General features: G+C 37.3%; 11 protein-coding genes and 3 tRNA genes. 10 read left to right on the top strand and 4 right to left on the bottom strand.

From position 1 onward, the window contains the following. The 5 genes from D7V20_RS09480 to D7V20_RS09460 all read left to right on the top strand — a co-directional run. Nucleotides 1-2,515, top strand: a 2,515-nt coding sequence (locus D7V20_RS09480; protein ID WP_120384048.1) for a BapA/Bap/LapF family large adhesin, incomplete at its 5' end; no start/stop codon positions are given. A gap of 401 nt (nt 2,516-2,916) precedes the next feature. Next, nucleotides 2,917-4,485, top strand: a complete 1,569-nt coding sequence (locus D7V20_RS09475) for a TolC family protein (protein ID WP_120384047.1) — start codon at nt 2,917-2,919, stop codon at nt 4,483-4,485. Next, nucleotides 4,482-6,611 carry a type I secretion system permease/ATPase gene (locus D7V20_RS09470; protein WP_120384046.1) on the top strand — a complete coding sequence of 710 codons (2,130 nt, stop codon included), beginning with the start codon at nt 4,482-4,484 and terminating at the stop codon, nt 6,609-6,611. Before D7V20_RS09475 ends, D7V20_RS09470 begins: the two co-directional genes overlap by 4 nt. Then, complete coding sequence (locus D7V20_RS09465; protein WP_120384045.1) at nt 6,608-7,846, top strand: HlyD family efflux transporter periplasmic adaptor subunit; 1,239 nt, start codon at nt 6,608-6,610, stop codon at nt 7,844-7,846. The genes D7V20_RS09470 and D7V20_RS09465 overlap by 4 nt, the downstream gene beginning before the upstream one ends. A 332-nt stretch (nt 7,847-8,178) precedes the next feature. Beyond that, nucleotides 8,179-8,931 (top strand): glucose 1-dehydrogenase, encoded by a 753-nt coding sequence (locus D7V20_RS09460; RefSeq protein ID WP_120384044.1) that lies wholly within the window; start codon nt 8,179-8,181, stop codon nt 8,929-8,931. A 66-nt stretch (nt 8,932-8,997) separates the two neighbouring features. Here the strand turns inward: D7V20_RS09460 and D7V20_RS09455 are convergent. From D7V20_RS09455 to D7V20_RS09445, 3 genes are all read right to left on the bottom strand, one after another. Next, nucleotides 8,998-9,073: transfer RNA gene (locus tag D7V20_RS09455), tRNA-Gly, on the bottom strand. 45 nt (nt 9,074-9,118) lie between these two features. Next, a tRNA-Gly gene (locus tag D7V20_RS09450) sits at nt 9,119-9,194 on the bottom strand. A 47-nt stretch (nt 9,195-9,241) separates the two neighbouring features. After that, nucleotides 9,242-9,314 (bottom strand) — tRNA-Gly (locus tag D7V20_RS09445). 233 nt (nt 9,315-9,547) lie between these two features. Between D7V20_RS09445 and D7V20_RS09440 the strand changes: the two genes are divergently transcribed. The 4 genes from D7V20_RS09440 to D7V20_RS09425 all read left to right on the top strand — a co-directional run bounded on the left by D7V20_RS09440 (nt 9,548) and on the right by D7V20_RS09425 (nt 11,634). Beyond that, a complete protein-coding gene (locus D7V20_RS09440) occupies nt 9,548-9,856 on the top strand; it encodes a BolA family protein (RefSeq protein ID WP_120384043.1) in 309 nt (102 codons plus the stop codon). An 18-nt stretch (nt 9,857-9,874) separates the two neighbouring features. Further along, nucleotides 9,875-10,267, top strand: a complete 393-nt coding sequence (locus D7V20_RS09435) for a SirB2 family protein (protein WP_120384042.1) — start codon at nt 9,875-9,877, stop codon at nt 10,265-10,267. Between the two features lie 85 nt (nt 10,268-10,352). Then, the gene (locus tag D7V20_RS09430) at nt 10,353-11,189 is read left to right on the top strand and encodes a ParA family protein (RefSeq protein WP_120384041.1); all 837 of its coding nucleotides are present in this window, start codon (nt 10,353-10,355) and stop codon (nt 11,187-11,189) included. A gap of 13 nt (nt 11,190-11,202) precedes the next feature. After that, nucleotides 11,203-11,634: a hypothetical protein gene (locus D7V20_RS09425; protein WP_120384040.1), complete on the top strand. Its 432-nt coding sequence runs from the start codon at nt 11,203-11,205 to the stop codon at nt 11,632-11,634. A gap of 113 nt (nt 11,635-11,747) precedes the next feature. On the opposite strand, the gene D7V20_RS09420 is transcribed toward D7V20_RS09425, so the two are convergent. Next, the gene (locus D7V20_RS09420) at nt 11,748-12,398 is read right to left on the bottom strand and encodes a DedA family protein (protein ID WP_120384039.1); all 651 of its coding nucleotides are present in this window, start codon (nt 12,396-12,398) and stop codon (nt 11,748-11,750) included. 207 nt (nt 12,399-12,605) lie between these two features. Here D7V20_RS09420 and D7V20_RS09415 point away from each other — a divergent pair, with 207 nt between their 5' ends. Next, nucleotides 12,606-13,022 carry a DoxX family protein gene (locus tag D7V20_RS09415; protein WP_120384038.1) on the top strand — a complete coding sequence of 139 codons (417 nt, stop codon included), beginning with the start codon at nt 12,606-12,608 and terminating at the stop codon, nt 13,020-13,022. The last annotated feature ends 20 nt before the right edge of the window (nt 13,023-13,042 follow it).

Below are 13,042 nucleotides of genomic sequence, written 5' to 3'. Positions count from 1 at the left end.
GCCTGATATTACTGCACCAAATGCACCGACAGATTTAGATGTAATCGATGCTGGCGCGACAGTTATTGGTAAAGCAGAGCCGAACTCTAAAATCACGATAAAAGATGCTGCAGGTGTAGTGATTGGTACAGGTATTACGGATGGTAATGGTAATTTTACTGTTGCTATTAGTCCAGCACAAAAAAATGGCGAAGAGCTAAAAGTATCAGCGCAAGATGCAGCAAATAACACATCACCTGAAGCACCTGTTTTTGCAGATGATATTACACCACCAGCTTTGGGTACGCCTACATTTAGTACAGATGGTACTCAGATCGTCGGTACAGCAGAAGCAAACAGCACTATTACTGTAAAAGATGCAAATGGCAATGTGATTGGAACAGGCACAACCGATGCAAACGGTACATTTGCGGTGACTTTAAATAAACCTTATGGCGCTGGCGAAAAAGTTAATGTCACAGCGACAGATAGTGCAGGGAATATAAGTTTGCCACAGGAAGCTACTGCTCCAGTGCTTATTCATGCAAATAATGATGTTGTACAAGCAGATATTGATTTGGGGTACACAACCAATACAACAACATATACTGAAAAGAAATCTTTTGGTTCTTTCATTAAATTCCTTGGCATGCCTATTTTGGGGTGTAAAGCAGCAGAAATTAATTTCAACGTAGGTGAAACGCAAAAAACCAGCGTTGATATCAAAGCAACAAATCTAGGATTAAGTAGCTTCTTTGATGCGATTAAGGTCACATTATATAAGCAAAATGCAGATGGTTCTTGGGCGAAAGTTGTTTCAAATACAGATGTTGGTCTATTTAATAAGTTCTTCTTATTCTTTCCAGAGCAAGGCCGTATTACGACTCAAAACCTTGAGCAAGGTAACTATAAAATTATTGCCGAAGATTTAACATTATTTAGTTTTGTGTCTGTAAATTGTTTGAATGTCACTTATACAACAGAAACCCGATCTGATGTTTTAGAAGCGATTAAAGTGAATGTGCTTGAAGGTGATGTGCTGTTGAATGATGTTGGTGCTAGTAAGATTGTCACCAAAATTACCAATGCTGACGGTCAAACGGTTGATGTCACAGCGACAGGCACAACATTAGTGGGTAAATATGGGACAATGGTTATCGAGGCTGATGGTTCATATAAATACACACCAAACAAAGATATTAAAGTTGTAGGTCAAGTAGATCAATTTACTTATACCATTCAAGATGCTAACGGTAACGTATCAACTGCTAAAGTATTTGTACAAATTAAAGCGGATGAAGTGAAGTTAGAGTGGGATCCAAATGACCCATCTCAACCTGCGAAGATGTTGAGCTTGAAAAATGATGTGGACACTGTTCAGATCGATATGTACAAACAAGTTAGTACATCAAATCAGGCTGTAAATTCTGGTGACTTAAAGGCAAGTTATAACAAATCATCTAGTGTTCTTTCAGATACATTTACAGTTGCAGATCAGTCTCAATCGACTGTAAAAGTTGCGATAAAAGCTGGTTATGAAACAAATATTTTTGGTGGGCAATATAAAGTTTATCAGGATGCGGATGACACAACATTTACATGGCAATTACAGCGTTATAATGATAAAACCAGTCAATGGGAAAACGTTGTAGGGCAATCAGGTTCTAAATACTTTGATAAATGTGGTAATTGTTTCTATACCGGTAAAGAACTGTTTAGTGCGGATGTCAATGTCACTCAGGCTGGAAAATACCGTGTGAATTTCACGTCGAAGACAGGGTATTGTGGTAAGTCTTCAGCACAAGAATTTGATACTGATGTGACTGTTACAACCAAAACATTAACTGATAATTGGTCTCAAGCTTCGAGTGGTTCAACATCAGGCAATATTTTCACTGGTGTGGGTACAGATACAGCAACTGCTGACTCATTGGGTATATTTGCCAAAAAACTTGCAGTTTCAATTGATGGTGGAGCGACATTTACCGACGTTACTTCAAGCAGTACGGTACAAGGCTTATATGGCAAATTAGCCATTAATGCAAATGGCGATTATACCTATACTCAAACGAGCAATACACCTGCTACAGATAACTTTGTTTATAAAGTAACTGCAGCAAATGGTGAAACTGCTACGGCAACATTGAAAGTTGGTTTTGAAAGTACAGTTCATGGCAGTGCTTATGCTGACAGCGTGACATCTAATGCAATTCAACATGTACTTGAGCTTGGTGCTGGTGCTGATAGCGTTAAATTCACGGCATTCAATGATTTTGAAGGCCATGCAGATATTTGGACTGATTTTTCGAAAGCACAAGGTGACAAGATCGATGTGAGTTCATTATTAAGTGGACAAACGGTAACCGATCAAAATATCAGCCAATATATCTCAGTTGTTCAAGATGGATCTTCAAGTGTCATTCGTGTTGATCTTGATGGAAGTGGTACGCAATATAATGCAAAAGATCTTGTGGTGCTTCAAAATCAACAACTGAATTTAGATGACCTATTACAAAATCACAGTATTTTGTACTAAGGTAAATATTTATTGATGATTGAAATTAAAAAGAGGGTTAAGCTCTCTTTTTAATTAATAAAATAGCTACAATTTTGTTTTTAATAAATAAATTTGTGTATTAATATGCAAAATAAGTGATTTAATTGAATCTAATTTTACTTAAAAATAGAAATATATTTTTATCACTTATTTTGTGTAATACAACAAATGATGATGGATTAAAAACAACAATTTTAGTGATGAATCGTATGCATAAAAAGACAAGGATTTAGGTTTGAAAGATGCTTGTAAAGTAATCTGGCAGTATAAAATATTGATTAAAGTAAGTCATTTAACAATGCTGAATTTATATAGATTAAATATCAATACATTTAATTCAATGCTCATAATTAAAAGCTATTTCCAGGTGAAATCCGCGAATGTGTAAAGCTAAGAAGCCATCATTTTCTGTAAAAAGTTTAAGTGTATTAGTTGGGTCAATGCTTTTGATACAGACACCTTCATATGCACAAGAACAGAGCTATTTAAAAAGTTTCAAAAACGGCGTTCAGGGTTTAATGAAACCTAAGGAAGATGATTCCTATAAAACAGCTCAAATGAATCAATTATCAGACTTTGTTTTTGAACCTGATGCACAGATCACTGAACTTCCTGTCGTGACTGCACCAAAGTCGGTGACTGGAAAAGATGATTCGTTCAATCAGATCGATATGCTCGAGCAAGGCGAAATGGCAACATATTCATCTGTGGCGCCAAAGCGTAATTTATCTTTAGATGAAGCTGTGCAAATTGCAATTAAGCGTAATCCAAATATTGCAGAGTCAATTGCAACCTTAGCAGCACAAAATTCAAATATCGATGTAGCAAAAGCACAATATTATCCTCAGTTAAAAGCGGGGTTAAATACAGGTGATTTCACCTCGAGTGACCGAGGGCGACAAGTTTACAGTGTTGAAGCCAATCAATTGCTGTATGACTTTGGCAAAGTAAAATCGAGTGTAACTACGCAACAAAATAAACTGCTTGTTGAGCAGGCAAATGTTTTAATCAGTATTGATGAAATTTCTACAGATACTTCACGAGCTGTACTGGCTCTATTGAGATATCGTGCCTTAGTACAAATTGCGCAAGATCAAGTCAAAGGTGTAACTCGCTTATATCAAATTGCTAAGTTAAGAGCCGATGCAGGTATTAGTAGTAATGCCGATCCTGTACAAGCGCAGAGTTATGTTGAATATTCAAAATCATATTTAATTGCTCAAACCAATCAATTACGTCAACAAGAACAAAAATTAAGAACATTACTTGGTTTTGATGTGAGTAGGACTGAATTCGTGATTCCAGATGAGCTTGTCAATCTTTCAGGTTTATATGATGAGCCTAAGATGAATACAATTCCGACAATGATCGCTGCGAAAGCAGAGATTGATGTTGCGAAAAGCCAGAAAAAGCAAACTGAATTAAGTCGTTATCCAACGGTTTCCTTGGTGGGGTCTGTCAATAAAGCCTTGAATGGAAAAAATCCCAATACTGGGGTAGACAATGATACTGATAGTGCTATTTCGATTGCAGTGAGTAGTAATTTTTATCAGGGAGGTGCGGTTGGTTCACAAGTCAAAGCCGCTGGTTTTGCAGAACAAGCAGCACGTTCTAAATTAAATGCAACCTATTTGAATATTTTAAATTCTACGCGATCTGCTCGAGAAAATATTGAAAATACAGACAAGCAAATTTGGGTGTTATTAGATCGTGAGCGATCTACAGCAAAAACCAAAGAGCTATACGAAGAGCAATACAAACTTGGAAAGCGTTCTATTTTAGATTTATTAAGCTCTGAACAATCTTACCATAGCTCAAGAATTGAAAGAGAAAGTGCTCGCTATGACATCTATGACACTGTGGCTGTTTACGTAAATGTGACAGGTAAAAGTAGAGATGTTTATCATTTAAATAATACAAAAATTCAAGGGTTTGAAGTGCAGCCATGAATAAAACACTCAATTATCAACCATGGCTACAAGCCATAATAACGGTTGCACAACATTATCGAATTCAACCTTCTGAAGAACAAATTCGTTTACAGTTGGAATGGAATAAATATCAAACAGTTGATGATCTTTTTACGATTATTACACGCCAAATTGGTTTGAATGTCAGAAAAGCAGATTTTTCTACAGATGTATTAAACCCTTGGCGTTTACCTGTTGTTGTTGAGTTTCATAATGGGCAAGTTGCTGTTATTGAAAAAGTAGACAGTCAGGGAAATGCAAGCTTGCAACTCAGTGGTGACCAAGGTCTCTCACAAACATTTAGTTTAAAAGACTTACAAGCCAACACCAAACAAGTCTATATTTTCAGACCAGAAACATCTGTTCCAGATGCACGTATAGACGAATATATTAAGCCATACGAAAAAAGCTGGTTTTGGGACATTGTCTTAAAAGATTGGAAGCGTTACACAGATATTATGGTCGCTTCCATGATTGCCAATATTTTGGCATTGGCAACGATTATTTTCTCTATGCAAGTCTATGACCGTGTGGTGCCATCACAATCAGAGCCAACATTATGGGTATTGGCAGGTGGTGTACTGATTGCGGCAATTTTTGAATTTGCCTTGCGTATTGCCCGTATTTATCTATCCGATATCATTGGTAAACGTGCTGATTTAAAAATTTCTGATCGTGTATTTGGTCACGCCTTACGTATTCGCAATAAAGATCGGTCTAAATCTACAGGTTCATTTATTTCACAAATCCGTGAGCTTGAAGGTGTTCGTGAATTAGTGACATCAACAACCATTAGTGCTGTTGCAGACTTACCTTTCTTTTTCTTATTCCTCGTGATTTTTTGGATTATTGGTGGAAATATTTTCTGGGTGATGTTGCTCGTTGTTCCGTTAATGATTATTCCAGGGATTCTTGCGCAAAAGAAACTGGCGCAATTGGCGAAAGAGGGCATGCGAGAATCATCTATACGAAATGCGATTTTAGTTGAAGCAGTACAAGGCATTGAAGATATTAAATTATTAAGAGCTGAAGCACGCTTTCAAAATCAGTGGAATCATATGAATGAGGTTTCTGCTGATATCAGTATGCGTCAACGTAAAATTACTGGTTGGTTGAATGCGTGGACTCAGAAAATCCAAGGTTTAACCTATGCAATTGTTGTTTTGGTCGGTTGTTTTGCGGTGATGAAGGGTGATATGACCACAGGTGCATTGGTTGCTTGTTCTATTTTATCTTCTCGAATGCTTGCGCCGATTTCACAGATTACGGGTGTTTTAGGTCGTTGGCAGCAAGCCAAAGTTGCAAAAGAAGGTTTAGATGAGTTGATGAAGAAACCTGTCGATCATCCTGACCGTGCACAACTGATTCACCGAAAAGCAATTGTGGGTGATTATGAGTTTAAAGGGGTTGTATTTAAATATGGTGATGAAGATCCAAGACCTTCACTTATTATTCCTCAATTAAAAATCAAACCTGGTGAGAAGATTGCAATTTTAGGACGAAATGGCGCAGGTAAATCCACGTTATTGCAATTGTTATCGGGCATGCAAATGCCAGTACAAGGTAAAATTGCTTTAGATGGGATTGATCAAACTTTACTTGATCCAGATGATATTCGCCGTGATATGGCACTGCTCAATCAAAATGCACATCTTTTCTTTGGAACAATTCGTGAAAATCTAACATTAGGCGCACCTTTAGCGACAGATGCTGAAATTGTGCATGCTTTAAAAATTACCAATGCGCTTGAAATTGTGGAACAAAAGAAAGAAGGTTTAGACCATTTAGTACTTGAAGGTGGTATTGGTTTTTCTGGTGGTCAGAGACAAGCGTTATTACTGACTCGTTTATTACTGCGTAATCCGAATATCGTGTTGCTGGATGAACCAACTGCTTCGATTGATGATGTTTCTGAAAAATTGTTAATTCAGCATTTAAAAGAATGGTTAGGACATCGTACTTTAGTTGTTGCTACGCACCGACCTGCTGTTTTGCAACTTGTGGACCGCATTATTGTTATTCATGATGGCAAAATTGTAAAAGATGGCCCACGTGATGCAATTCTAAATCCTAATCAGTCAAAAGTGGGAGGAGCTTCAGCATGAGCCAAGAACAACAAGATCAAAAAGCAGCTCAAAATAATGAAGTGGCGCCTGATGTTTTACATCGTCCAACGAATCCATCTGCAATAAAGTTTTCTGAACCACCCTTGCCAAAATCAACTTTTATTATTTGGATCGTTGCAATTGGTCTATTGGCGTTCCTCATTTGGGCATCTATCTTTAAATTAGAAGAAGTCTCTACGGGAACAGGTAAGGTTATTCCTTCATCTAAAGAGCAGACCATTCAATCTTTAGATGGTGGTGTGGTGACCAGCTTAGATGTTAAAGAGGGCGATATTGTTCAAAAAGGACAAACACTCGCACAAATAGATCCAACCCGTTTTGAATCACAAGTGGGCGAGAGCCAAACGAAACTCCTAGCCACTCAAGCAACAGCTGCACGTTTGGAAGCCGAAGTGAATGGTACTCCGATTTATTTTCCTAAAGCAGTTTTGGCAATGCCAAGTCTAGTTCGGGAAGAAACAGCACTTTATACATCACGACGTGCGAACTTGGATGAGTCGATTGCAGGTTTAAAGCATGCTTTGGCATTGGTACAAAATGAATTGCAAATGACACAGCCACTGGTTGCTAAAGGAGCGGCTTCTGAAGTTGAAGTATTACGTTTAAAGCGTGATATTAACAATTTTGAAAATCAAATTAATGATAAAACGAATGAATATTACGTAAAGTCTCGTGAAGAATTGGCAAGAGCCAATGCGGATATTCAGTCACTGCAACAAGTGGTCGCTGGACGTACAGATTCAGTAGAACGTACGACGTTTAAAGCCCCTGTTCGTGGTGTGCTGAAAGAAATAGCTGTAACCACGATTGGTGGTGTGGTACCGCAAAACGGTAAGTTAATGACCATTGTTCCTATCGATGAACAATTATTGATTGAAGCACGTATTTCGCCACGAGATATCGCTTTTATTCATCCAGATCAACCTGCATTGGTAAAAGTGACCGCCTATGATTATTCAATTTATGGTGGCTTAGAAGGGAAAGTGACGGTTATTTCACCAGATACAATTCGTGATGAGGTAAAACAGGATCAGTTCTACTATCGTGTTTATATTCGTACGGATAAAGATAAGTTAGTGAATAAAGCAGGAAAGTCGTTCTCCATTACACCAGGTATGGTTGCAACAGTGGATATTCGTACAGGTCAAAAAACCATTATTGAATACTTGTTGAAACCATTTAATAAAGCGAAAGAAGCGTTAAGAGAAAGATAAATTTATATCTGTAATACAATATATATTTTAAATAGATGCTAGTTGCTGAATAAAGTGACTGGCATTTTTCTATTTGAATATTCGCATAAAATTAATTCAAATCTGAAATTTTTCCAATTTTGAAATGAATAATAAAATATAAGTTACTGAAAAATAATAGTTAAAATATTTGGCATTATCTTTGCAATTCTTATAAATAAGTTGAATTTCGTGATCATATCAAGACATGTCGATCTTGAACAAGCTGAATCCAAGGATGTATTAAATATCTTACTAGGTCTAAATTTAGCGTTAATTCACGAAATTGTTATTCAATTGCAAAGGGAATAAATATGTCACGTTTAAAGAATAAGATTGCAGTAATTACTGGAGGCGGTTCGGGCTTTGGTGAGGAAATTGCCAAAATATTTGCTAAAGAAGGTGCTCGGGTCGCTGTAATGGATTTAAATTTTCAGACAGCTGAGCGCGTCGCAAAGGAAATAGGGGCGCACGCGATTGCAATACAAGTGGATGTAGGCGATTTTGAATCGGTCATGCAAGCTAAGCAAGACGTCATTTCTACACTAGGAGCACCAGATATTCTAGTCAATAATGCAGGTACAACACACATAAACATGCCAATGTTAGAAGTCGATGAAAAGACCTTTGATCAAGTCTTTCGTGTGAATGTGAAAGCGATATTTAATTTTGCTCATGCATTGGTACCGAGTATGCGTGAAAAAGGGGGTGGTGTTATATTGAATATTAGTTCTGTGGCTAGTCTGCGACCAAGACCTGGATTGACTTGGTATAATGGTTCAAAAGGTGCTGTGAATTTATTATCTAAATCTATGGCGGTAGAGTTAGCGCCTTGGAATATTCGTGTTAATGTTATTTGCCCAGCCATGTCAGCAACAGGAATATTAGAAGCTGCAATCGGAGCACCTGATACACCTGAAAATCGAGCTAAATTTATTGCAACTATTCCTATGGGTCGTTTGGCTGAACCGAGTGATGTTGCGAATGCAGCGCTTTATTTAGCTTCTGATAGTGCTGTATTTATTACAGGTGTGGAATTACCTGTTGATGGTGGAAGAACTGTCTAGTTTATTAAAACATTAATTAAATCAACAATAAAAAACCCCAATCTTTCGATTAGGGCTTTTTGAATTTGGAGCGGGAAAGGAGACTCGAACTCCCGACCCCAACCTTGGCAAGGTTATGCTCTACCAACTGAGCTATTCCCGCGGAGTCTACCCAGTTTTTTAAATAAAAAACCGAATCAAAAAATTTTGGAGCGGGAAAGGAGACTCGAACTCCCGACCCCAACCTTGGCAAGGTTATGCTCTACCAACTGAGCTATTCCCGCGGAGTCTGTCCAATTTTTTAAATAAAAAACTGAATGAAAAAATTTTGAGCGGGAAAGGAGACTCGAACTCCCGACCCCAACCTTGGCAAGGTTATGCTCTACCAACTGAGCTATTCCCGCATGCGGTGTATAATACATCAACAGATAATAGGGTCAAGATTTTTCTGCAAAGTCGACGATTAATTGCATAAAATAAAGACATATTTATTAAAAAAAGCAAAAAAATTGGATTTATAGCCTTCTATTTAGATCACTTAAGCCAAATATCAGCAAAACGATTTCGAATCGACACAGCCTAAAGCAGATAATCCGTTATACTAAAGCCCAATGAAGATCATTTTTGAGCGTACAGCATGAGTCTAGAACAACAACTCATTGAGCAATTAAATTTGCTCGAACCTACACATTTAGACGTTATAAATGAGTCTGCTGGGCATGGTGGATATTTTCCAGGCAAAGAGTCGCATTTCAAAGTAGTGATTGTTAGTGAGCAATTTGCAGGGTTACGTTTGGTACAACGTCATCAAAAAGTCTATGCTGAAGCAAAAGACTTACTTAGCCCAGGTAAAATCCATGCTTTAGCGATCCATGCTTACATTCCAAGCGAATGGCAAGGTCAAGCGCCTGCAAGTCCTGAATGTGCGCATGCACCTAAAGCTTAAAGGTTTAGAGTCACGAGAATGGATATACATTTAGTCGTCAAAATTATTCATATGACCAGTGTTGCACTGGCATTGTTGATTTTTGTATTACGTGCATTAACATTATTTGTTGGAACACAAGGACAACAACCGAATCCAAATGGTCGAGTGGCTTTTGTTGCATTACAACACTTAAGCTATACAGTTGTGGTTGTTACAGGTGTTGTTTTACTGTTTATGAAGCACTTTGATGTAGAACCGTGGTTTTACGCAAAAATAATACTGTTTCTTGTCTTACTGTCATCGCAAATTAAAGTCTATAAAAAAGATGAGAATATTCTTCTCGCACAACGCCGTGCAGGTCTTGTCGTTGGGTCAATTGCTTTTATTGGACTGATCGCTTTAGTGATGATTAAACCAGTTTTTAGCTGATTGTTAGACATGAATTTCACAGTGATATGGTGTCTAGGTTAAACTATATACAGGCTTAAAAATAAAGACATTTTGGGAAAATTGTATGTTGACTCGTGTGGTATTTAATCAAAAAGGCGGTGTCGGGAAGTCAAGTATCGCAGTCAATCTTGCGGCGATTAGTGCTCATCAAGGTTATAAAACTTTGGTCATTGATTTAGACCCACAAGCCAACTCAAGCCAATATCTTTTGGGTGATGATGCAACCTATTCCGCAGATAAAACCGCATTAGAACCGAATATTGAAAATTTTTATGATGATGTCTTGGGCAATAACCAACAAAAAGGGCTAATTGGTAATGCCATTGGTTCTTTATTGAAAGCTAAAAATAAAGGGTTTGATCAATATATTCATCGTTCACCTTTTAAAGATTTAGACGTATTACCTGCAAGCCCAAGTTTAGGCAATTTAGAGCATGCTTTAGAAGCAAAACACAAGATTTATAAACTACGTGATTCTATTCAAAGCTTAGCAGGACAATACGATCGTATTTATATCGATACACCGCCTGCATTTAACTTTTTTACATTATCTGCACTCATTTCGGCAGATCGAGTATTGATTCCATTCGATTGTGATGTATTCTCAAAACGTGCTTTGCAAACATTGATTGAAAATGTGATCGAAACTCAAGATGATCATAATCAACGTCTTGAAATTGAAGGGATTGTGGTCAATCAATTTCAGGCGCAAGCAAAATTACCACGTGAAGTGGTACAACAGCTAAAAGATGAAGGTCTGCCTGTTTTGGAAAATATGTTGCCACCTTCTGTATTAATGAAAGAGTCACATCATAAAAATCTTCCATTAATTCATTTAGCTACAGATCATAAATTGACTCAAGCCTATCAAGCGTTGTTCAATGAGATAGATAAGAAATAAGATCGAGAAATATATGAATAGTTCTAATACGGTTGCTTATAAAATCGCTAAATTAACCAAGTTATCTGCAATTGCGGCAACGGCGATTTTAGTCACAGCTTGTGCGACAACGGTAAAACCGACCTATGTGTCTCCAACACAATATCAAGCGATGAATTGTGCACAATTGGCTGCTGAGTTTGATCGTATCCAGCAATACATCAACAATGGTGTTCAGCCCGCAAAAAGTACAGGGGTTGGTGTAGGCCTTGGTCTTGGCGGTGGTTGGGGCAGTGGCGGTTGGGGCTGGGGAATTGGTCCAAGTATTTCTGTGAATATGGGGCAATCTTCAAATACGAAAAAAACTGAACTTTCTCGTTTATATGGTGAGCAGGATGCATTGTCACAAGCTGCTCAGTTTAAAAATTGCCCTTATGTACCGAAACGCCAAGTTACTCAGAAGTAATCTTCTTATAAATCAATATTTACAAATATTATCTTATTGATTTCAAATAAAAAGCCGATGAATAAACATCGGCTTTTTATTTAAGTTTTGTGCCTATATTTAAATAGGGTGATCTATTTATGTGTAGAAGCTTTATTCTTATCAAAAAACTTATGACGTATATAACCAATCATTCCAGGTAAAATGCTAAGAATAATAATGCCGAAAATTAAATGCGTGAAATTATCTTTGACAATTGGCATATTGCCAAATAAATAGCCCAATGTAATAAATGAACCAACCCAACAAATCGCACCAATCACATTATAGGTCAGGAAGAATTTGTAATTCATGCTACTTGCACCTGCAACAAAGGGTGCAAAAGTACGTGCAAAAGGAATAAAGCGAGCAAAGATAATGGTTTTTCCACCATGGCGATCAAAAAACTGAGAGGTTTTAACCAGATGTTCTTTATTAATAAATCTTGACTCGATCTCGAAAACTCGAGGCCCGATATATTTACCAATATGATAATTCACAGTATCGCCCAGTACCGCAGCAATAAAGAGCAAAATAATCAAAACGACAGGATCCATTGCACCTGTTGATGCTGCTAATGCACCAGCTGCAAAAAGTAAACTATCTCCAGGCAGGAAGGGCATGACCACCAAGCCAGTTTCTACAAAAATAATCAGGAACAAAATTCCGTAAATCCAAACCCCATAATTGGTAATAAATTCAAAGAGGTGTTCATCTACGTGCAAAATAAAATCAATCAGATCCATAAGGCAAAAACTATGCGAAATTGTGCACAAATCCTAGCAGTGTGTGCTATGAAAGTCAGTATTAAAACGTAAATAATTAAAGTTAAAAATTAAACTTTTTAAGCGTTCTATTTATAAGACGATGAGTCTGATTATCAGTATTTCTAAAATTTTTAAACGGCGCTAATATGAGTTCATATTTTAAACAAATTCAAAAAGGGTCGAAAAATGTTTAATCCAAATGTCATTGTAAAAAACATTGTCAATCAACCGAATACAGATGCGAGTTTAGCTTTAATAGCACGTGTGCTTATGGCCTATATTTTTCTTGTCGCTGGCTGGGGGAAAATCACAGGTTATGCTGCAACAGTAGGTTATATGGAGTCGATGGGCGTACCCGGAGCGCTATTACCTTTAACGATTTTAGTTGAGTTTGGTGGTGGTTTAGCGTTGTTATTCGGTTTTCAAGCACGCTTTGCTGCGTTTGGTTTAGGCGTATTTAGTATTATTACCGCTTTTATATTTCATGAGGGTACGCAAGACAGTATCAATTTTATGAAAAACTTTGCGATGGCGGGTGGTTTATTCTTTTTGATGTTACATGGCGCAGGTAAATTCAGTCTGGATCATGCGATTGAAAAATAATTTGAAAGTCTGAATTTTTT

Source organism: Acinetobacter rongchengensis, from assembly GCF_003611475.1.
GTDB lineage: Bacteria > Pseudomonadota > Gammaproteobacteria > Pseudomonadales > Moraxellaceae > Acinetobacter > Acinetobacter rongchengensis.
This window is presented reverse-complemented; position numbering and strand designations above follow the sequence as displayed.

Excerpts from the sequence above, each read along its gene's own strand:
- D7V20_RS09475 (WP_120384047.1), top strand. The coding sequence starts at position 2,917 with ATGTGTAAAGCTAAGAAGCCATCATTTTCTGTAAAAAGTTTAAGTGTA.
- D7V20_RS09470 (WP_120384046.1), top strand. The coding sequence starts at position 4,482 with ATGAATAAAACACTCAATTATCAACCATGGCTACAAGCCATAATAACG.
- D7V20_RS09465 (WP_120384045.1), top strand. The coding sequence starts at position 6,608 with ATGAGCCAAGAACAACAAGATCAAAAAGCAGCTCAAAATAATGAAGTG.
- D7V20_RS09460 (WP_120384044.1), top strand. The coding sequence starts at position 8,179 with ATGTCACGTTTAAAGAATAAGATTGCAGTAATTACTGGAGGCGGTTCG.
- D7V20_RS09440 (WP_120384043.1), top strand. The coding sequence starts at position 9,548 with ATGAGTCTAGAACAACAACTCATTGAGCAATTAAATTTGCTCGAACCT.
- D7V20_RS09435 (WP_120384042.1), top strand. The coding sequence starts at position 9,875 with ATGGATATACATTTAGTCGTCAAAATTATTCATATGACCAGTGTTGCA.
- D7V20_RS09430 (WP_120384041.1), top strand. The coding sequence starts at position 10,353 with ATGTTGACTCGTGTGGTATTTAATCAAAAAGGCGGTGTCGGGAAGTCA.
- D7V20_RS09425 (WP_120384040.1), top strand. The coding sequence starts at position 11,203 with ATGAATAGTTCTAATACGGTTGCTTATAAAATCGCTAAATTAACCAAG.
- D7V20_RS09420 (WP_120384039.1), bottom strand. The coding sequence starts at position 12,398 with ATGGATCTGATTGATTTTATTTTGCACGTAGATGAACACCTCTTTGAA.
- D7V20_RS09415 (WP_120384038.1), top strand. The coding sequence starts at position 12,606 with ATGTTTAATCCAAATGTCATTGTAAAAAACATTGTCAATCAACCGAAT.